This is a genomic window from Acinetobacter haemolyticus (assembly GCF_900406815.1).
GTDB lineage: Bacteria > Pseudomonadota > Gammaproteobacteria > Pseudomonadales > Moraxellaceae > Acinetobacter > Acinetobacter haemolyticus_A.
Genome location: NZ_OVCN01000015.1, coordinates 1 through 21,343, shown reverse-complemented (window position 1 = coordinate 21,343; position 21,343 = coordinate 1). Strand labels below are relative to the sequence as shown.

15 protein-coding genes and 1 pseudogene are annotated in these 21,343 nt (G+C 37.7%); 2 read left to right on the top strand and 14 right to left on the bottom strand.

Going from position 1 to position 21,343, the window contains the following annotated elements; translation table 11 throughout:
* Positions 1-279: 279 nt before the first annotated feature.
* The 6 genes from DK207_RS11525 to DK207_RS11500 all read right to left on the bottom strand — a co-directional run bounded on the left by DK207_RS11525 (position 280) and on the right by DK207_RS11500 (position 7,956).
* A complete protein-coding gene (locus tag DK207_RS11525) occupies positions 280-1,449 on the bottom strand; it encodes a hypothetical protein (protein WP_109441302.1) in 1,170 nt (389 codons plus the stop codon).
* Positions 1,450-1,460: 11 nt separating this feature from the next.
* On the bottom strand, positions 1,461-2,768 hold the full coding sequence (locus DK207_RS11520) for a TolC family protein (protein ID WP_109441301.1): 1,308 nt from the start codon (positions 2,766-2,768) through the stop codon (positions 1,461-1,463).
* Between the two features lie 17 nt (positions 2,769-2,785).
* Positions 2,786-4,372: a GH3 family domain-containing protein gene (locus DK207_RS11515; RefSeq protein ID WP_109441300.1), complete on the bottom strand. Its 1,587-nt coding sequence runs from the start codon at positions 4,370-4,372 to the stop codon at positions 2,786-2,788.
* Entirely contained in the window at positions 4,369-5,190 is an 822-nt protein-coding gene (locus tag DK207_RS11510) for a hypothetical protein (RefSeq protein WP_109441299.1), read from the bottom strand. Before DK207_RS11510 ends, DK207_RS11515 begins: the two co-directional genes overlap by 4 nt.
* Positions 5,191-5,312: 122 nt before the next feature.
* Entirely contained in the window at positions 5,313-6,860 is a 1,548-nt protein-coding gene (locus tag DK207_RS11505; protein WP_109441298.1) for a DHA2 family efflux MFS transporter permease subunit, read from the bottom strand.
* 25 nt (positions 6,861-6,885) lie between these two features.
* Positions 6,886-7,956 (bottom strand): HlyD family secretion protein, encoded by a 1,071-nt coding sequence (locus DK207_RS11500; protein ID WP_109441297.1) that lies wholly within the window; start codon positions 7,954-7,956, stop codon positions 6,886-6,888.
* Positions 7,957-8,635: 679 nt separating this feature from the next.
* Here DK207_RS11500 and DK207_RS11495 point away from each other — a divergent pair.
* A complete protein-coding gene (locus DK207_RS11495) occupies positions 8,636-9,511 on the top strand; it encodes a bile acid:sodium symporter family protein (protein WP_109441296.1) in 876 nt (291 codons plus the stop codon).
* Between the two features lie 63 nt (positions 9,512-9,574).
* Here DK207_RS11495 and DK207_RS11490 read toward each other — a convergent pair whose 3' ends face one another.
* The 7 genes and pseudogenes from DK207_RS11490 to DK207_RS11460 all read right to left on the bottom strand — a co-directional run bounded on the left by DK207_RS11490 (position 9,575) and on the right by DK207_RS11460 (position 19,003).
* Positions 9,575-10,576 (bottom strand): 2-dehydropantoate 2-reductase, encoded by a 1,002-nt coding sequence (locus DK207_RS11490; protein WP_109441295.1) that lies wholly within the window; start codon positions 10,574-10,576, stop codon positions 9,575-9,577.
* Between the two features lie 139 nt (positions 10,577-10,715).
* A pseudogene (locus tag DK207_RS11485) lies at positions 10,716-10,847 on the bottom strand (AraC family transcriptional regulator); the annotation flags it as partial.
* A gap of 181 nt (positions 10,848-11,028) precedes the next feature.
* Complete coding sequence (locus tag DK207_RS11480; protein ID WP_109441294.1) at positions 11,029-11,724, bottom strand: GntR family transcriptional regulator; 696 nt, start codon at positions 11,722-11,724, stop codon at positions 11,029-11,031.
* An 11-nt stretch (positions 11,725-11,735) separates the two neighbouring features.
* Positions 11,736-15,341 carry an urea carboxylase gene (gene uca, locus DK207_RS11475; RefSeq protein ID WP_109441293.1) on the bottom strand — a complete coding sequence of 1,202 codons (3,606 nt, stop codon included), beginning with the start codon at positions 15,339-15,341 and terminating at the stop codon, positions 11,736-11,738.
* A 17-nt stretch (positions 15,342-15,358) separates the two neighbouring features.
* A complete protein-coding gene (gene atzF, locus DK207_RS11470) occupies positions 15,359-17,185 on the bottom strand; it encodes an allophanate hydrolase (RefSeq protein WP_109441292.1) in 1,827 nt (608 codons plus the stop codon).
* 412 nt (positions 17,186-17,597) lie between these two features.
* Positions 17,598-18,707: an S-(hydroxymethyl)glutathione dehydrogenase/class III alcohol dehydrogenase gene (locus tag DK207_RS11465; RefSeq protein ID WP_109441364.1), complete on the bottom strand. Its 1,110-nt coding sequence runs from the start codon at positions 18,705-18,707 to the stop codon at positions 17,598-17,600.
* Between the two features lie 20 nt (positions 18,708-18,727).
* On the bottom strand, positions 18,728-19,003 hold the full coding sequence (locus DK207_RS11460; RefSeq protein WP_109441291.1) for a metal/formaldehyde-sensitive transcriptional repressor: 276 nt from the start codon (positions 19,001-19,003) through the stop codon (positions 18,728-18,730).
* A gap of 182 nt (positions 19,004-19,185) precedes the next feature.
* Between DK207_RS11460 and DK207_RS11455 the strand changes: the two genes are divergently transcribed.
* Positions 19,186-20,739 (top strand): phospholipase D family protein, encoded by a 1,554-nt coding sequence (locus DK207_RS11455; RefSeq protein ID WP_109441290.1) that lies wholly within the window; start codon positions 19,186-19,188, stop codon positions 20,737-20,739.
* Positions 20,740-20,746: 7 nt separating this feature from the next.
* Here DK207_RS11455 and DK207_RS11450 read toward each other — a convergent pair whose 3' ends face one another.
* Entirely contained in the window at positions 20,747-21,337 is a 591-nt protein-coding gene (locus DK207_RS11450; RefSeq protein ID WP_109441289.1) for a uracil-DNA glycosylase family protein, read from the bottom strand.
* Between the last annotated feature and the right edge of the window lie 6 nt (positions 21,338-21,343).

Here is a 21,343-nt window from a genome sequence, read left to right as displayed (position 1 = left end):
ATGTGGTTGACACAAAAGATTGAAAATATTGATAAATAAGCCGAATTGTAATGTTAAATTGACTTAATAATGCGTAGTCGCAAGAGATTGTCGAGATGACATGCGCTCTGCAACTCGTAATGATGGGCGTTATTATAGAAGTATTTTATGAAATTGATAACTTTTGTCTGTATTTCGAAGTGATTTAACCGGAATCTGTCCAGAAATACAGCAGCTTAAAACATTCATTTCTGAAAAGACTGCTCAATACTCAATATTTTGCAGTCTGTTCAATTTATGCTAGATCCGTCCCACCTCAAGATATGGGATTAAGTTTTTGTCAAAATTGGGGCGAGGATCACCTTGAAAACTAATAAAACCATGCATTCCAGTTAAACGCTCTCCCTTATAAAATTGATTGAGCTGATAACGGGGATCTTGATGGGACAAGGTAAAACTTACAGCGCCGATCCCCAGTTGCTTGGAACGCTGATAAGCATCGGTGAGCATACGATGGTGCAAAAACAAAGCGCTTGGATGACACAATAAACTATGTAATACATGGTATTTCACAGAGTCACCACGTTTTGGCAAAATTAAACTTTTGCTAAAAATCGTACATAAATTATAAATCGGACGAAACAATCCAATCATGCGACTGTAATGCAATATCTTGGTTTGTTTAAGACCATGTTGATCCCATAACCCAAACATTCCTACGATTTTATCATTATGAAAATAAAGTAAAAAATCCGAGAGTTTTAAACCAGAAAAATAACAATTCCCTTCAGCCAATTCTTCAAAATTATATGCAGGCATAAAATTATAATAATCTGACATTTCCGTCACAAAAGCATTCATTGCAGCAATATGTTCAATCCCAGCAGTGCAGGACCAAATCTCATCAGCAGTTTCATAATTCGACGTTTGAGCCTGTATATATTTTTTTAGTTTACTCAGTCGGCCTAAACTCGTTAATGTTAATGTCTCAATCAATCCTTCATCATAATAATCAGGCATGCCAGTTTTAGGTGTTTGAATAGCCGCACGTGCAGCATGATTATCATCAAAAATAATCATTTGACTAAAATTAGGATCATGCATATTTTTTTCGACATGAGCGCCTAGCATTTTCACTAGAGATTTTCCGCGATATTGATGATCAACACGTAAATCACTTGCATATCGAAAGTTTTGTATCTCTCGATTAACATAACATGGTCGATAACCATTGCTATAGCAGGCAACTTTTTTCTGATTTTCTTTATCCTCAATCAGAACATGCAATTTATGTTTATACAGGATATCAGAGGCTTTGAAATAGCTTGGTTCACGTTGAAAACTAATCTGAATCCCTCGGGTAGTCATGGGTACAGCGATCAATGTTCTTAGGGCATGATCATCCTCTAGCGTTGCTTCCCTTGTCACAAGATGACTTTCAGGATGTTCTCTGGCTGGGCTTGTGTTCATTATTATTTCCCTTATTTTTGATGCTGTGTTGTGAACAATTGATTTAACTCACCCATTTGATCCAATAACTGATAAACAAAAACGATCTCATCTTGCTCATTCACCGTTTTTTGTGTTTTCACATCGAGTAATTTTTGTTCGGTATTAAGTAAATCAAAAGTCGTTTTTGTGCCCAATTCAAATTCTTTACGTGTATATAACAATGCGATTTCTGCTGCATCGATAGCATTTTGAAGTGCATTTTTATTTTGCCGAACACTTAAAAGCTGGGCATAGGTGGTTTGTACTCGTTGGTTTAAATCCAGCTCTAAACTTCTAATCTTCTGATGACTTAAATCCACATCCGCCTGGGCTTTGCGTACATTCGCACGATTTAATCCATCATCGAATAAAGGCACATTTAACTGTACTCCAAACATATAGTTATTACTTTCAGAGCCGATATAACTGGCCTCTTCTTGCTTTCCTGCACGGCTGGTCAGCATCACAGTCGGCCATAACTCTCTTTTGCTAAGCGCAAATTGTTGTTCGGCAGCTTGTTTCTCATATTTGGCTTGGATCAGTGCTGGATGATTTTTGGTTTTAGCTAAAATTTCATCTAGAGTCAGTGTAACCCTTGGTAATTGATCAACTTTAGCCAAATGTTCTGGGTAAATACCCGTAATCTGATAAAACTGTGCCTCACTGATACTAAGATTTGATTGCGCCTGAGTCACATCGGCTTGCCCTTGAGCAACTTGTGCCAAGACTTGAGCCAAATCTGCACGGGTAATCATACCGACATCAAACCGACGTTGTGATTCGAATAGCGAACGCTGCAAGTTGGTAAGCGTTTTCTTTCTCAAATCGAGGATAGCTTTTTTCTTCAATACATCGGTATAAACCATCACTGTATTTAAGATCGTTTCTGATCTACGATCAGAAAAAGATTGCTGTTGAGCCGCGACTTGACTTTTAGCGACGTCTACACCTAAACGATGCCGACCTGAAGTATAAATCGGGTAATCTAACTGAAGTTGCAGGCTACGCCCTCGCCGATTACCTTCAGTGGGAAATAACACTGTTTCAGGTGTTTCAATTTTTTCATAGTCCAACTGACCGACGAGATTAATTTTAAGACCATCTCGTTGCTTCGCTTGTTCTAACATTGCAGTGGAACGATTTACATCTAAGCGACTCAGTTCTAGACGACTTTCATGCTTTAAACTGGCACTCAATGCCTGATCTAAAGTCATGGCATTGAGTGAACTCGTTATAGTTAAAATACTAGAAAGCATTAAATATTGATATTTAGTAATTCGATGTGCCAGTCGCATCATCCGGTTCATCCCTTGTATCATAGCTGCTCTAAACTGCTCAGGCTAATTTTCTTCAAAGGCTCAGGCTTGATATTACCTTCAATAATACCGTCAAACATCACGAGTTTTTTATAAGCATCCCAACCATTATCTGCTTGTCGAATTTGCGGTTGATCCAACTGCCCTAAATTACGAGCCAGCTCATAATGGAAATTTTGCCGTAAGATCTGGTCAATATACTCATGATCAATCTGGCGATGAATATCACCCTCAAATAAGACACAATAAAAAGGTTTTGTTTGTTGTTGTGTATCAATCGCCAGTAAAGAAATCGCCTTCGATTGGGTTTGATTTAGATGAGATAAAAGTTGCTGGGCTGTTTCAGGCGCTAATTTTTCACCTACAAGATCAACACCAAAACGACGACCCAAAAACTCAAAGCATGGGACTTGTTCTAAGAAACCTGTGACGCGAATGCAATCATCAAGACAGTATCTTAATAAGCCATTACCAGAAGTTAAGATCGGACTAACGACATCACCGAGCTTGAGCTTCCACGATGGCACAACGTGACCACGTTGCTCGCCTTCTAAATATTCAAATTCATAAAAATGACTTTGGTAAGCAAGTGGATATTGATCCTGATAGGGTATTGTTACAACACCTTCAGTCGCCCATAATCCTTTACCTTCAAATTGTACGAAAGGTAATCTAGTTTTTAATACATCAGCCCATGCTTTTGAGCCTGCCGTATCCCAGCTAGAAACTAAACTTAAACGTGGCCATAGTTTTTGAAAATCAATTTGCCCATCAACGATGCTCATGCTCAAACACTCAGCACTATATGGACAGTGTGGAGCTTGAACTTGTTGTAAGGAGGATGCTCGATTCCCCCATGTCCCTGTCGCTAAAACATCTTTCACTTCTTGTTGCATATTTTGCAAACGATCAAGTAGCTGTAAAGCGAAGGTTGGGCTCCACACCGAGATCATTGCCAGATTGCGATTTGCAACGAGATAACAAATTGTAGCAAACAAAGCATCATCCGCATTTGAAGCAAACGCAACATTGCTTGGAACCGCTTGCGTAAACTTAGATAAAATCCGTTTCCCCAATCCTAACAATGCGCTGTCATCGTTTAGATTTTTATCTTTTAAAATCTCTCTTTGACTTTCAGGTAACCACGAAACTGACCAATAATGGGTTCCTGATTGGAGCTGAGGGCATTTTCGATATAAGCTTGCCAGCCATGTTGCAATGGCTTGATCTAACTCGTTTAAAAATTGTTGAGTATAGGGAATAAATTTTATTTGTTCACTAGAGCCGCTGGTAGGTTGAAAACGAATCAACTTACTATTTGAAAGTACACGTTTTTCTTCTCGATATAGATGGATATCTTCTCGCCATGCACCATAACGACTTGGCATAAAAGCATTTACGAACTGCTCATAATTCACAACTCGATTTTCAATCGCTAAAGTTGAAGACTGTAAAATAGAACTAAGAATTTGACGTTGGGTCGCTTCAAGTTGATTTGCTTTTTTTCTAAACTTTCTATCAGTTGCTTTACACCACTGCTTCAAAATAAAATGTGATCCTGAGCTTAGCCATTGTCCATTTTTCATTTTGAAACTCCAGTTTGGATGTTTTGCTTTGTGATAATTGCTTCACAACGTCCCTTGCTCATCGGTTTTGAAATTAACTTCACAGGAAAACGAGCTAAATCTTTCCAACCTAACCTTCCTATACATGGTAATTCTGTGCCGATTGTCCATGTTGGATTAAGTTGCTCAAAAAATTCGATTTTAGGATTTTTTATTCTCATTTCATCAGTAATTGGCGCAACTTCACCTTTTAAAGGCTGATAATCATCACCAAAGTTTAATAATCCAATATCTTTATCATAATATTCACTGAAGAAATTCTCACAATAATGATCAACGACTGCCGCCAGATGTTGGTTCTCATCTTGCATATTTGGATAATATACATAATAGTTATTGGCTAATAATAAATAAGTTTTATAGCCTTTTGAGATTAATAACCAATAGAGTTCATTAAATGGGTATTTAACTCTAAGTTTCATCATGAATTTCAACATTGCACTTTGTAAAGTACGCGTTCCCCAATATTCCTTCAGAATAACCGTATCTCCACTGAATAAAACGGTATAATCTTTTCCTTCAAAATAAAAATGTTGAACAGCAACTGTTGAGAAGCCAACTATTTCATCAGTTTTTGAATTAAAAATTAATATTGCACCACTTTTCTTTTTAAAGTCATCCGCAAAGATAGAGAATTTTGTATTTTCATAGTATTGCTCATAAATCGAATACATCATTTTTAGCTGAGCAAGATCAATTTTCTCTTTTTCAACGTATTGCCCATAAGTTGCTTCTTTGCTGTTTAATTTAGAAATAAGCTTATATGTTGTCTTAATCATAAGATATAACCTTTAAACCTATATAAGTATTCTCGTCCCCAAGACAGCTTGATACTTATATAAATATTATTTTTATGTGAAATACATTTTCCTTTTTAGGAAAATTACCCTCAGATATTTTTTTAAACTTTCATTTTCTCCCCCCTGTCCATAAAAAATGTGAGAAAGGCAGCAATAAACATAATGATTGCAAGCATACGCAGTAAATCATTAAAACTTGATGTCAATGCTTGATAATGGATGTCACGATAAATAATACTCAGTGCAATCTGCTGAGCATTTGAACCCACTTCCTGATATTGAGCTGTCAGTTGTTCTAAACGCTCCACAAAAATCCAGTTTTGTGGGGTCATATATTGATTTAATTCCGTAACGTGTAATGCCGTGAGCCAATCTAGTGATGAGTTTATTAATGCTAATCCGACCGCCCCACCGATATTACGCATCAGGTTATAAATCCCGCTAGCATCCGCAATCTTGTTTAAGGGCAGCGTGCTCATCGCCAGATGTGAGACGACAATCAAACAAATCATCAGGCCAATGCCCCGATAAATTTGCGGCCAAAACATAAAATCATAATCACTATGAATACTCAGATGCGAGTTGAGCAAAACTCCAAATCCAGCCATGATCATCCCAACAAATACGGTTTTTCTGGTATCAAAATTTGGTATTAACCATGCTAGAAATGGAGCAAAACAGAACATCACCACACCAGTGACCATCATGATATGTCCGATTTGGCTACTATTCATTTCTCGTACTTGTCCGAGAAAAACGGGGATCATATATCCCAAACCATAGAGCGCCATACCAATCACAAAGGTGATAATGGCACTTAGGGTAAAGTTTTTATTTTTAAACACACTCAAGTCCAACAGAGGTTTAGGTTGTGTAAAACTTCGATAGAAGAATATCAATCCCCCTGCAATGCAGATCAAAAATGCAGTCCGTACACCAGTATCCACCAACCATTCATGTCGAGCACCTTCATCGAGGAAATATTCCAAACCGCCTAAAAACATTGCCATGGCAATAAGGCTGATCCAGTCCATTTTTTTCAGTAAGCTATGATCCGCGCGATCAATATCTGGTCCAGAAAAAATAATGGTTGCAATGATGATTCCAGGAATAATATTGATCAGGAACATCCAGTGCCATGAAAAACTATTTGTTAACCAACCACCAATAGTAGGCCCAATCGCAGGTCCTAAGGTGCTGATCATTCCAAACATAACCAAAGGTAATGCACGTTTTGCTTCGGGAAAAAGTAAATACAGAGCTGTCATAGAGGTTGGAATCATTCCTCCCCCCATAAAACCTTGTATCGCACGAAATACCAGTAAACTTTCTAAATTCCATGCCATCGCACAAAGTAAAGAACTGATCGTGAAGCCTACAGCACAAAGGGTGTAATAAATCCTAGTCGATAAAACTCTCGAGATAATGCTAGACATCGGAATCGCAATAATTTCAGCAATCAAATACACCGTTTGAACCCAAGTTACTTCATAACGGCTCGCACTCATGCCTGCTTGAACTTCATTCAAAGAACTCGCAACAATCTGGATGTCTAAAATCGCCATAAAATTGCCAAAAATCATGGCAGTAAAAATGACCCACGCGACTTTAGTCGGGAACTTCCATTCCTCATCTAAATGCTTATCCATATTTAGTTCCCTAAAATCGCGATGGTTAAGTTTTTAAATTGACGGTGGCTTTGACGGACATACCTGGTTTAATAAGTTCGGTATGGGGACTTGGATCAATCGCAATGCGTACAGGAATTCGTTGTACGACTTTATTAAAATTTCCTGTGGCATTGTCTGGAGGCATAAGCGAAAAAGTGGCCCCCGATGCAGGAGAGAAACTTTCAATTTTTCCTGTATAAGATAGGCTTGGATAAGCATCGAGCTTTAAGATGACAGACTGCCCAATATGCATTTTTTCAATTTGTGTTTCTTTAAAATTAGCTTGTACGTATAAACTATTTTCAGGAATAATCGCCATTAAACGAGTTTGAGGACTTACGCGAGAACCTTTCTGTATCGCCAAACTTCCTACTTTGCCAGTGACAGGGCTTATAATCTTTGCTGATGCTAAATCTATCTGAAAGAGATCTAAACTCGCCTTCGCATTTTGAATATCTGCAAGCAATTGCGCTCGACTGGCTTTTAAACTACCAAATTGTGCTTCTGCAGCATTTACCCCTGCCAATGCACGGCTAAGCTGAGCTTGTGCAGATAAATATTGGGATTGAATACTTTCAAAATTCTGTCGCGTAATCACACCATCTTTTAACAAGTCTTGATAACGTAAAAAATCTTTTTTTAGACGTGATAAATCTGCTTGAGCAGCAAGTACCCCACTATTTGCTTCATGAATAGAAGATTGTGCTGATTTTTCATTTTGCTCTTGGACGACAAGTGCCGCTTCTTTTAAGGTGACCAAGGATTTTGCTTGGTTAAATCTTGCTTGATAATCACGCTGATCGAGTATCGCTAAAGTGTCACCTTTTTTGACATATTGATTATCATCAATCACCAGTTCCACAACTTCACCCGTAACTTTTGGCATCACCCAAGTGAGATCAGCCTGAACATAGGCATTATCTGTAGATTGATAAAATCGAAATACAAAAAAGTAATACATCACCCCAATTAATAAAAATAGCGAAAGTAAAGAAAAAACGATCCAAGTGACTTTTTGCTTTTTTTGCACTTTGGTCTCTATTTCCTCAGCCTCCACACGTGCTACGACGTCCATATTTCATTCCAAAATTTGTAATATAAATTCTTTTATTTCGACTTAAAGATTTCTGTAACTTTCACTTATTTAAGACAAATGAATGGTTACGCATATCAAATTGGCGAGAATTATCTTTCTCGATGTAATTTAGTGTCATTGACCATAATTTCAGTACACTTGTGCATTTAGGTCAATTAATTTTCCAGTGTTTAAATGAAAACAATAATTATTAACTATATCAATTAAAATCTCTATTCTATTGAAAATTTCACTTTATCTATATGATAAAAATAAATATTATTATTCATACTGACGTCTAATCTGAGGATCAAATACCGCCTTATTCACATTTTTTATTTCTTTTGTCAGACAGACCTGTCAACATTACGAATGGTTGTAAAAATGTAACCAAACCTTATATATGAATGCTAAGTTTAAAATTATTGCATTAAATTTTTATAAATTTGTCGTAAAGTAGACAAAATCCGATAGAAAAATGCGTAGTATTAAATAAGTGAAATGATTTAGGAAAAATAACTAAATTCACATGCATATAATATTGGTTCTTTAAATATGTTGTTTCTTCGTGTCTGCTTTCCCAAGAGCAATAAGAAATCAAAGGATTCGATTTCTTATTGGGCACGATGAAACAACATCTATTCGTGCAAATAATATTTATTAAAAGGAAGAAACAAATATGGATTCAGGGTTGATCACACTTTTTTTACCCATTGCTTTAGCAATAGTTATGGCTGGACTGGGTTTAGAATTAACATTAAAAGATTTCACTCGGATTAGTAAACAACCAAAAGTCATTTTTATCGCTTTATTTTGTCAGTTGGTTCTATTGGTAGGGATTGCCTTTTTAATCTGTAAAATCTTAGTTTTACCACCATTATTGGCTGTTGGCTTAATGCTACTTGCGGCTTCCCCTGGAGGAACAACAGCAAACTTATTTAGCTATTTATATAAGGGTGACATTGCGCTCAATATTAGTTTAACAGCGATTAATGCTGTGCTAGCAGCCGTATTCCTTCCTTTTATTGTCAATTTTTCTATTCTTCATTTTATGAATGAAGGTCAGCAAGTTGGTTTGCAGTTTTCAAAAGTGATGCAGGTATTTTTAATTATTTTGGTGCCTGTGGGTATCGGGATGTTAATTCGTCATTACGCACCTCATTTTGCTGAAAAGCTTAACCGTCCAGTCCGTATCTTTGCTGTGATCTTTCTCGTAATCATTATTCTAGGTGCAATTATTACTGAGCGCGAAAATCTGATGAATTACATTGGACAAATTGGTTTGGCAACTGCACTTTTCTGTGCAATTAGTTTAATGGTGGGTTATTTCGTTCCACGTATGCTTGGTATCAGTTCATATCAAGCACGTGCATGTGCATTTGAAATCGGGATTCATAATAGTACATTGGCGATGACCATTGCACTCACAGTTATGGCTAGTACCACCATCGCAATGCCTGCTGCTGTGTATTCAATCTTCATGTATATCTTTGCGACGATTTTTGGAATTTGGGTAACAAGATTCGGACCACAAGAGACAACAAAAGCGGTCTAATCTAAATTTCTTATCGAAAAGCGTATAGCGATGCTATACGCTTTTTTTTTATGGAGAATCGAATCACAATTGCATTAACTGTGCTTTAAGTTTTGATCCAGACCATGCTTTCGGCTGTGATTCTGCTTGTTTTACCAGCTCAATTAATTTTTGGTTAATTGGTGCTGTCAAATTCAATTGGCTCGCTAGATTAACAACTTCGCCATTGATCCAATCGATTTCAGTTTTTCTTCCAGCCATTAGATCATCAGCCATCGAAGAACGTGCAAGTGGATCAATCGCGAGCATTTTCTTACTGATAATCTTAAATATAGGATTAGGTAGTTTTAAAATTTTAGGAATAAATTGTACTGGAATGGGTGTTAGTTTGGCTGGCTTGATTTTGGCTATTTTTAAGAGATTTAATGTTTCTAATTGGGCAAGTGCTAAACATTGACGATATTCTCGAATAGATAATTGTTGCTTCAGTGGAAGTTGTGATAGTGCATTGATTGAATTATTTAAGTTCAACAATAATTTTGCCCATTGTACAGCTTGCATATCTTGTTCTAACTGAATTTCTAGCTTTGCTTTTTGAAATGCAAGCACGAGTTCAGCCAATTGCTTATGGCTTTTTACATACAAAACACCATCTGTTCCTTGATGAAATTTACCATTTCCCAAAGCTGCGACATTAAAAGGTACCATTCCTTCGAGTATAGTGTGGTCTGTTAAAATTCGTTTTAGAACTCCCACATTACTTAAGCCATTTTGAAAACTGATAATAATGGTCTTTTTCTTTAAAATATCTTTTAATTCAAAAGCAACTTGTTCAGTAGATGCTGATTTCACACAAACCAAGATAATATCTGCATGAGCTGCTGCATTGGGATCAATGCTCATTTGGAATTGATTTGCAGGAACGGTTTGCTTGAATCCTGTGTAATCTGAAACGGTTAAACCGTAAGTTTGAAGTTCTTGCTGAGTTTTAGGACGAACAATAAAATCTATGTCATAACCTGCAGCAACGAGTCTACCGCCCAGATAGCATCCAATACTGCCTGCACCATAAATACATATTTTCATTGATCAACTCTAACTATCTGTTCGTTTATTGCTACTTTCCTAACATAATCAATATTGCGGACACGATTTGTCAGCTAGCTTACAGATTTTAAAGTTTACTCAAGAAAAAACCCAATATTGAATGGGGCTTTAAGCTTACTTGTAAAACAAAAACTAGAGTCGGTTCTTGCAGTACGGTTAGTGGCGGCGTGTTGTGATCAACGCGCATCAAAGTGATGCCATCTATCTCTGTAGCAAAGAAGCTTTCTTTATCCACAAGTTTCAGAAAAATTTATGTAATTATTTGATCATTCTTCATGTTTCATCTGATGATTGTAAATTTGATCTTTATTATTAAATAGAAAATGAATAAAAGATGTTAGTTTTATGCAGGATTAGGCATGGAATGAAGAGTTTTTACTAAGGCTTATACAACCTTAGTAAAGATTATGCGGTGTTAGTGAACTCGTAAATCAATAAAACTGACTCGAGTCCAACATCTGTAAAGTAATTTTTTTCACTTCATCACGACTTTGCATAATATGTGCTTCAATCGCCTGAATGGCTTCATCTACTTTACGATTAAAAATATAACCCAGTATTTTCTGATGTTCCTGATAAGTCGCTTCAATGCGATAATCTTTCGAGAAATCTAAACGACGAATAATACGAATTCGCTCGCTCAAATCACGATGAATTCTCGCCATTTCATTATTTCCAGAGGCACGAACTAAAGCGCAATGGAAATCCTCATCTTGTTGTGACAGTTGTTTAATATCTTTTAGATATTGATGAGGTTCAATCATCCATAAATCTTTTAGAACCGATAATTCAACCGAATTTTGATGATCCATCTGACAAAGTTTACGAATGGAATCTTTTTCTAATACGATCCGCACATCATAAAGTTCTTCATAATATCGAAAATTAAGCGGTCGGATTTGCCAACCGCTACGAAAACTCACATCCACATAACCCTCTTGTTGCAAACGATATAGTGCTTGTCGGATTGGGGTACGACTTACATCATAAGCTTTTGCAACTTCAGATTCAGTGAAACGTTCACCCGGCATCAGTTTGAAATCAAAGATATCATTCTTGATGCGTTGGTAAACCAGCTCAGACAAATTGTCTGAGCTTTTTGTAGTTTTTATTTTGATTTCTTTCATGCAGCCTTGCCTTATTCCATATAAACCAGTGGTTCACCACTATGTACGGTTTGCCCTGCTCTACAAATAATGGCTTTTACAATGCCATCTTCTTCTGCATAAACAGGAAGTTCCATTTTCATTGCTTCAATAATAGCAACAGTTTCACCTTTTTTAACCTCTTGACCATGTTCAACAAAAATTTTCCAGATATTACCTGTCATCGATGCATTTAATGATGCTAAATGACTGTAATCAGCATGGTTATTTTCTTGAATCTGTTCTACAGGCTGAGCTGCAAACTCCTCTTTCCAACGATCCACTTCAGTTGTGAATGCTTGTTGTTGCTTAACTTTAAACTCGGCAATACTTTCAGCTTCATTCTCTAAGAATTTTACATAATCCGCATAATCGAATTCTGTTTCTTCAATCTTGATCTCAGCACAACCATTTTCAAAGTCAGCACGCCATTGATTCAGTTCTTCTTCTGTCACCTCAAAATATTTGATTTGATCAAAGAATTGTAAGAACCATTGCTTATCACCGAATTGTTTGTTTTTCTTAAACTTATTCCAAATCGGTAAAGTACGTCCTATCAATTGATAGCCGCCCGGTGAATCCATGCCATAGATACACATGTACATACCACCAATCCCAACTGTTCCCTCTGCTGTAAAAGTACGAGCTGGGTTATATTTAGAACTCAGTAAACGATGACGTGGGTCGATTGGCACGGCACAAGGTGCAGTTAAATACACATCACCCAAGCCAAGAATTAAATAGTTCGCATCAAAAATAATATCTTTAACTTCATTCCGATCTGCCAAACCATTAATGCGTTGGATAAAGTCAACGTTATTTGGCAACCACGGTGCTTTAGAGCAAACACTTTCTTGATAGCGTTCTACAGCTCCTAAAGTCGAACTATCTTCAAATGCCATTGGCAAATGTACGATACGAGATGGAATTTTTAATTGACTTAAATCCCCCATTTCCTCTTCAAGTTGAAGTAAGTGAGCAATCAATTGTGATTGTGGAATTACTAAGCCGTCGTATTTAATCTGTAGTGAACGAACACCCGGTGACAGCTCCAATACACCCGCAATTTTTGCATCACGGATCATTTGAATCAGTTGATGCACACGTAAACGTAAAGCTAAATCCAGAACATTGTCACCATACTCTAAGAGAATATAACTATCACCTGCTTGACGATACACTGTTTTTGGCGACAATTCAGTTGGTTCACGTTGTGCCAAAATCGTACTCACAACCTCTTGAATTGGCTCAATCGTTTCTACAACTTTGCTTGCTTCAGCAAAGTTTTGGATATTTTCAATTTGCTGACGTTCAAGTTCATTGGCTTGTTCAACACTAATCGGATAAAAGCGAATTTTATCATCAGCTTTAAGCTGACCCACTTTCCAAAGTTCTGCTTTGGCAATCGTCACAGGACAAACGAAACCGCCTAAACTTGGACCATCTTTCGCCAGAATCACAGGGAAATCGCCTGTGAAGTTAATTGCACCGATTGCATATTCACAGTCATGGACATTCGATGGATGTAGACCTGCTTCACCACCATTTTCTCTTGCCCAGCTTGGCGTTGGTCCTGACAAACGCACGCCTAAACGATTTGAGTTAAAGTGCACTGTCCATTCCGAAGCAAAAAACTCTTCTACGTACTCAGGTTTAAAGAAATCTGGTGCACCATGCGGACCATATAACACCGCAATTTCCCATTCATTAGTGTATTCAGGAATCAAGTTAGCCGATAACGCTTGGGGTTCATCATGTGCAAGTGGCAATTCTGCACTAGCAAATGCTGGATCAACCATTTTAATCATATCGCCGACACGTAAGGTACGACCTGCATGACCACCAAAATTACCAAGTGCGAAGGTAGAACGACTACCTAAATAAACAGGAACATCCAAACCATTTCGTACCGCTAAATATGTACGGCAACCTGATTCAACTTGACCGATTTTTAGAATTTGTCCTGCTTTAACTTCAACAGGTTTCCAAAAATCAATTTCCTGATCATCTAACAACGCAGTACAGCTTGCACCCGACAAAGCAATGGTTGTATCTGTATGAAACTTTAAAGTCGGTCCAACTAAGGTAAACTCAAAACCTGCGGCTTTAGCATCATTTCCAACAATACGATTGGCAAGCTGAAATGCATAATCATCCATGGGACCTGATGGCGGTACACCAATATCCCAGTAACCTGTACGACCCGGATAATCTTGAATTGAACTTAAAGTCCCTGCTTGAACCACTTCAATCACGTTTGGCGTGTAATTGAAATCATCCAACATTCTTGTCCAAATTTGCATAGATTCAAAACGCTGATCTGAAACGATGGCACGTGCGTAATCTAAGTTTGTGCTGATGCCATTCAATCGAGTTTCAGCCAATACATGCTTTAATTTTTCAATAGCACTAGCACGATCGTCAGAATGTACAATAATTTTGGCAATCATCGGGTCGAAGTATTGAGAAATCTCTGTGCCCATTTTCACCCAAGTATCAACACGTGTACCTTCTGGAAATGCAACTTCTGTCAGTACACCGGGACTAGGCTGGAAATTTTTAACAGGATCTTCAGCATAAACACGAACCTCAATCGCTGCGCCTTTAGGCTGAATATTGTTGAGATATGTCCAATCAAGTTCATCACCAGCAGCCACTTTGAGCATACATTCAATTAAGTCTAAGCCTGTAACCATCTCAGTGACTGGATGCTCAACCTGTAAGCGTGTATTCACTTCTAAAAAATAAAACTCATCTCGATTGGCATCGTAAATAAACTCTACTGTTCCTGCACTACGATAATTAACGGATTTACCCAGTTCTACCGCTGCTTGATGTAGTTTTTTTCGTGTCGCTTCAGGTAAATTTGCCGCAGGCGTTTCCTCTACCACTTTCTGGTTACGACGTTGCAAAGAGCAATCACGCTCACCAAAGGCAACGACTTGCCCTTTTCCATCACCAAAAATTTGTACTTCAACATGACGCGCTTTATCAATAAAGCATTCAATAAATACGCCTGCATCCTTGAAAAACTGTTCGCCCAAACGTTTTACACTTTCGTAAGCGTCGGTCAAGGCTTGTGGCGAATCACAACGAGTCAAACCAATACCACCACCGCCAGCAGTACTTTTCAACATAATTGGATAGCCAATACGATCTGCGGCAATCAGTGCTTCTTCTAAGCTATCCAACAATCCAGTTCCCGGTGTCATTGGTACATTGGCAGCAGCAGCTAATTCACGAGCACGATGCTTTAGACCAAATTCTAGAATTTGCTCAGCCGTTGGTCCCATGAAAGCAATATTATTTTCTTCGCAAGCACGAGCAAAATCTGCACTTTCAGAAAGAAAGCCATAACCTGGAAAGATTGCCTCCGCGCCAGTTTGTTTAGCTGCCTGAATTAATTTTTCAATACTCAAATAAGTATCGGCTGGTTTTAAACCATCTAATCCAATCGCAATATCAGCATCTTCGACATGTTGCGCATAACGATCACTATCCGAATACACAGCAACACTGGTTATACCTAATTTTTTAAGTGTGCGAATCGCTCGAACAGCAATTTCACCACGGTTTGCAATAAGTACAGTTTTAAACATGATGATTTCCCCCCCAATTAATTCGCTGTGTTTGCTGCTTGGCTGTTACGATGCTGGATATAAGCTCTCCATCCACCAAAATGACTAATATTCTCTGCATCATTTATGCCATAAGGCTCACAGATAAAACCTTTCACCCAGCGCCCATCTTGTAATTCGACATTGCCCATCCCTAAAGGTGTTGGAATCTCTGCCACAAATTCACCAAATCGAGCAGTAGGAACATCCCACAATTCAACAATGATGCTTTGTCCATCTTGCTGACGTGCTAAGCCGGGTTTCGGCGGAACTGTTCCATTCAAAGCATAAAGCGCATAGTTTTTAGAAGTTGTTGTGGTTTCGATGTGCACGGCATCGCGTGTGGTTAATTGAAAATTTAATGGCATACCTGTTAGATGAGCACCAACGACTGCAACACGAATATGATGTTGCGAAATAGGCGTAGCAGAACTTAAAGGCAGAGCTTTATCCAATGCTCCTAATTTCAGTGCAAGATAGTTTTGCCAAGCTTTACCAAAATGAACCAATGCCGCATCGTGCCAAGCTGGCGCAATTAGAGTGATTCCAAACGGTAGATGATCAGCTCTAAATCCTGCTGGCAATGCAAGCGCACTGAGATCGGCTAAATTGGTAAAATTGGTATATGTTCCCAAATGAGCGTTATATTCAATCGGATTTTGTTGAAGCTGCTCAATGGTATAAATTGTAGGTGCGGTTGGAACAATTAAGGCATCAAAATCAGCCAATCTTTGTTGGATTTTTCGAGCTAAATCTTGTTTTAAATATTCTGCATTGTAGGCATCCATCGCTGAATATTTTTCGCCGTTTTTAATAATTTCTAATACCGTTGGATCAAATGCATCAGGATTAGCTTTCAGTAAATCTTCAACGGCTGCGGTACGTTCTGCTACCCATGAACCTTGATATAGTTGCGCTGCCAGTTGCTCAAAATCTGAAAAATCAATTTTAGTGATTTCAGCATTTAATGACTCAAGTAATTGGATTGTTTGCTGAAATGCTTTTTCAGCTTGTTCATCTCCAAAGAAATTTAGCTTTTCTGGAATGGCAAATTTTAATTTGCTAGAGAAATGCGCTGGCACATTCTTTGGATGCTTACGTGAATAACTATCCAGAGCATCGTAGGCTTCGATTTGATGAGCGACTAGATCTGCATCGGCAACCGTTAAGGCAAAGATCGAAATACAATCTAGACTTTTACATGCTGGCAATAACCCACGATTTGAAAAACGCCCTTTGGTTGGTTTCAGCCCAACAATATTGTTAAACGCTGCGGGTACACGCCCTGAACCTGCGGTGTCTGTGCCTAATGCAAATGGAACAAATCCACGAGCAACCACACTTGCTGAACCTGAACTTGAACCGCCACTGACATATTTAGAATTAAATGTATTTGCAACAGCACCATATGGAGAACGAGTTCCTACTAAACCTGTTGCAAACTGATCAAGGTTGGTTTTACCAACTACGATTGCTCCCGCTTGTTTTAACAAACGTACTGTTTCAGCATCTTCTGCTGCAACAGTAGTTAAAGCTTTACAAGCTGCGGTAGTTACAAACCCAGCAACATCAATATTATCTTTAACTGCAAATGGAACACCGTAGAGTGGAAATTGTTTTGCTAAACTTTCAGCTTCTTTAGTTAATTCATTGAGAACTTGAATTTGCTGTTCAATCTGTTCCACCGTCGCAATTGAAATCCACGCATTGTCTTGAGGATCAATTGATGCAACCAAATCTTTTAAAGTATCAAGTTGGATCTCATTTTTCGAATAAGCTATTTGCCACTCTGAAATTGTCCAACCTAAAGTTTTTATCTCATGCATTTTATGAATCCCATCTTGTATACAAGTTTGGATAATTAAATGCAGAAAGTGTGCCAGTTTATTTTTTATATAAAATTCAATTAATTACTTTATTCATCATGAATTTTTAAACTTACAGATTAAGTAATGGTGCTAAAAAGGCTTTGTTTTAATGCAGTTGCGCCACAATCCAGCAAGACGCGATTAGATTTAAGAAATTAAGCTTAGTTTTAGAGCAAAGTTTTTCTTGGATTTACAAGTTGAGAAATTAAAGCTATCAATTTGATCATTGTCAGTAATCAGCTTTGAGCAGACCAAAAATCTTGATCATGAGAGCATCTATATTTTAGGTATTTTTTGAAATGTGGCTTTGAAACGCTTCATTATTGAGATTTGATGATGCAAAAGCATCATCAAATCTAAACGTTAATAATTAGAAGTGAATAACCGTACGAATTGATTTGCCTTCATGCATTAAATCAAAAGCTTCATTAATGTCATCCAATGGCATTGTATGTGTTACAAATGGCTCAAGTTGAATTTCACCATTCATTGCATCTTCAACCATTTTAGGTAATTGAGTACGCCCTTTTACCCCGCCAAAAGCAGTACCCATCCACTTACGACCTGTCACCAATTGGAATGGGCGAGTTGAGATTTCCTGACCTGCACCCGCTACGCCAATAATTACAGATTGACCCCAACCACGATGTGCACATTCCAGAGCAGAGCGCATCACATTGGTATTACCAATACATTCAAAAGAATGATCTACGCCCCAACCTGTCATTTCAACAATAACTTGTTGGATAGGTTGATCATAATCTTTAGGATTTAAGAAATCAGTCGCACCAAACTGTTTTGCAAGTTCAAATTTATCTGGATTAGTATCGATCACGATAATACGTCCAGCTTTGGCTTGACGTGCGCCTTGCACAACAGCAAGACCAATACCACCTAAACCGAATACAGCAACACTATCGCCCTCTTGAACTTTAGCAGTATTGTGTACTGCACCAATTCCAGTCGTCACGCCACAGCCTAACAAACACACTTGTTCATGGTTTGCTTCTGGATTGATTTTAGCTAAAGAAACTTCTGCGACTACCGTATATTCACTGAAGGTTGAACATCCCATATAGTGATAAATCGGTTGACCATTATAAGAAAAACGGGTTGTCCCATCAGGCATCACACCTTTACCTTGAGTCGCGCGGACCGCAACACAAAGATTGGTTTTACCAGATTTACAGAATAAACATTCCTTACATTCAGCGGTATAAAGAGGAATAACATGGTCACCCACCGCAACGCTCGTAACGCCCTCACCAACTTGAACGACAACCCCTGCACCTTCATGACCCAATACTGCTGGAAAAACACCTTCAGGATCGTCACCAGATAACGTAAAGGCATCAGTATGACATACACCAGTATGAGTAATTTTGATGAGGACTTCGCCTGCCTTTGGTGGTTCAACATCAAGTTCTACGATTTGTAATGGTTCGCCTGCGGCAAAGGCCACGGCTGCACGAGATTTAATCACAATATTGCTCCTTAATATTACTTTAAATAAGACTTAAGAATTTTACTGACTTGAGTTAACTCTTGGCTGCGTTGCAACTCTGAAGAATCACCTACAACTAATGTATCTTTTAAATGAATTTCGAGCAGCTCAGTCATCAAACCGTTGATTGCTCCACGCACTGCACAAATTTGCTGCAAAATATCAGCGCATTCGGCATCATTTTCCAACGCACGTTCTACACTCTGAACCTGCCCTTGGATTCGTCTCACACGCGTAAGAATCTTTTTCTTGTCTTCAAATTGTTTAGGCATAATGTCATCACATTAAATCCAAAAATATACTATACACCAGTATAGTACCCTTACTCAATAGCAATACTTTTACATGGAATTAAGGTGATTAGTTACATTAAACCCTTAGAAATAAAAATTTTTTAGAGATATATAAAATCAATAACATATAAATTACAAAGGGATTTAGCCTTCATAACGAAATGATAAAGAATTTATACCTTTTTAAAGTTACTACATTGGCAATCGTGTTCTGGCTGAATGGTTGCACTTTACCAACCAATCAAAATAATGAGTGGAGTAATCCCTTGGATAATAAAACAAAATGGGTAAATGACCCACAATCTGAGCTTAACATTGAACAGGGCTTAACAGCTGTTTTAGCTTTGGATGATGCCTTTCTAAGTATTGCCTCTCGTATGCATTTAATTCGAAATGCCAAACATCAACTGGATCTGCAATATTATATTTGGAATGATGATGTTATCGGTAACTTGATGCTGTATGAGTTACTTAAAGCTGCAGATCGCGGGGTAAAAATCCGTATATTAATCGACGATCAAAATGGAACAAAACTTGATAAAAACCTTAAAGCACTTTCTCAGCATCCTAATTTAAACATTCGTATTTTCAATCCATATAAGTTTAGACATCTGCGATTTATTGATTATATTTTTCGGTTCAAACAGATCAACCATCGTATGCACAATAAACTCACGATTGCTGACTCATCAATTGCTGTGACAGGTGGTCGTAATATTAGTAGTGAGTATTTTGAAGCAAGTGAACAATTTCAGTTTAGTGATATGGATATTTTATTCTATGGATCTTCGGTTGATCATGCAGTTGAAATATTCAATGCGTTTTGGAATAGCGACTTAAGTTATTCAACTGAACAGTTAATTGGTAAAGGAACAAATCAACAATTCGAACAAATTAAACAGCGCTATCAAGCCTTAGATGAAAAAAATACTTTAACAGAGAATAAATTGGAAACGGCTCAAGATTATTTAAAAATCCGACTTCAAAACCACCCTATTCAATGGGCCAAAGCGCATTTTGTGGCAGATCACCCCAACAAAGTCACTGGACAAGCAGAGCAACAGGATCTTTTGTATTCTCAGGTCTTAAAAATTATGGGAAAACCTGAACAGCATATGGAATTGGTTTCAGCATATTTCGTACCCACCGAACGTGGTACTGAATACTTAAATCAATTATCAAATAACGGTATCAAGGTTCGTGTATTGACCAACAGTCTAGTTGCCAATGATGTCGCCGTAGTTCATTCTTTTTATAGTCGATATCGAAAATCTCTTTTAGAAAATGATGTACAGCTTTATGAGTTTAAACCGAATATCGAACGTAAGAAAAGGACTTGGTATGAAGTTGCCACAGGCAGCGTCATTCCAGTAAAAGGTAAAAATCGTTCAAGCTTACATGCAAAATTTTTCGATGTAGATGGTAAAGTTTTTATTGGTTCTTTTAACTTTGACCCACGATCGGCTCAGTTAAATACCGAGGTCGGTTTGGTGGTTGAATCTGATCAACTACAAAACCAAATTACTGAAATGCTTGACCAACATTTGCTACAAATTGCCTATCAACTCGGACTGGATGAAAATGGAAATATCATTTGGTACGAACATAAACAAGATGGCGAAATTATTAAGCATTCTCATGATCCTGAAAGTACTCCCTTTCAAAGATTTACAATGAATGTTGTGACTTACTTTCCTGTTGAATGGATGATGTAAACAGCTACTAGATTAATCCTATTTCCATAAATAATTGACGGTAAACATCTGCTTTTTTCTCTAAAGCCAATGGATATGCCCGTGATGATGATGGTAGTCGGTATAAATTCAATTCCCGATCAAGATGTTTAACCTGCACAGACTGCCCTATCATTGGCTTGTTCGATTGCTCTGGAAAATGCTGCATTAGTGTATCTGTTGCTTTATCACCTGTGGTCATGATGGTATGACACAATGGCATTTGCTCAAGCAATTTTGATAAATCTGTAGGTGTAACGATTTCTAAAAACTTATCCGATGCATTACCTTGTAGTCGCTTCACCTGATAAGCCGTATCAGATATTCCAATGCCAACTTCGGTCAAGAAGTCACGAATATGCTGTTCCTTAAAATTCTTATTTGGTAAATCTAAAAAATGATTTTTATCTTTAAAAAAAATTAGACCAAATATTCTCCACATATCATTTTGATAATTCGGATAGTAAAAATCCATTTTCCAACGGCTTTGCGGCGGTGGAAAACTTCCTAACATTAACAGCTTTGCATTAGAAGAGAGAAAAGGTTGTAAGGGATGTGTTTCTATTTCTATATCAGTCATTTATAT

Coding starts and splice junctions, on each gene's coding strand:
- DK207_RS11505 (WP_109441298.1), bottom strand. CDS start 6,860: ATGGATAAGCATTTAGATGAGGAATGGAAGTTCCCGACTAAAGTCGCG.
- DK207_RS11490 (WP_109441295.1), bottom strand. CDS start 10,576: ATGAAAATATGTATTTATGGTGCAGGCAGTATTGGATGCTATCTGGGC.
- uca (WP_109441293.1), bottom strand. CDS start 15,341: ATGTTTAAAACTGTACTTATTGCAAACCGTGGTGAAATTGCTGTTCGA.
- DK207_RS11515 (WP_109441300.1), bottom strand. CDS start 4,372: ATGAAAAATGGACAATGGCTAAGCTCAGGATCACATTTTATTTTGAAG.
- DK207_RS11460 (WP_109441291.1), bottom strand. CDS start 19,003: ATGCCTAAACAATTTGAAGACAAGAAAAAGATTCTTACGCGTGTGAGA.
- DK207_RS11480 (WP_109441294.1), bottom strand. CDS start 11,724: ATGAAAGAAATCAAAATAAAAACTACAAAAAGCTCAGACAATTTGTCT.
- atzF (WP_109441292.1), bottom strand. CDS start 17,185: ATGCATGAGATAAAAACTTTAGGTTGGACAATTTCAGAGTGGCAAATA.
- DK207_RS11525 (WP_109441302.1), bottom strand. CDS start 1,449: ATGAACACAAGCCCAGCCAGAGAACATCCTGAAAGTCATCTTGTGACA.
- DK207_RS11500 (WP_109441297.1), bottom strand. CDS start 7,956: ATGGACGTCGTAGCACGTGTGGAGGCTGAGGAAATAGAGACCAAAGTG.
- DK207_RS11510 (WP_109441299.1), bottom strand. CDS start 5,190: ATGATTAAGACAACATATAAGCTTATTTCTAAATTAAACAGCAAAGAA.
- DK207_RS11495 (WP_109441296.1), top strand. CDS start 8,636: ATGGATTCAGGGTTGATCACACTTTTTTTACCCATTGCTTTAGCAATA.
- DK207_RS11455 (WP_109441290.1), top strand. CDS start 19,186: ATGATAAAGAATTTATACCTTTTTAAAGTTACTACATTGGCAATCGTG.
- DK207_RS11450 (WP_109441289.1), bottom strand. CDS start 21,337: ATGACTGATATAGAAATAGAAACACATCCCTTACAACCTTTTCTCTCT.
- DK207_RS11520 (WP_109441301.1), bottom strand. CDS start 2,768: ATGATGCGACTGGCACATCGAATTACTAAATATCAATATTTAATGCTT.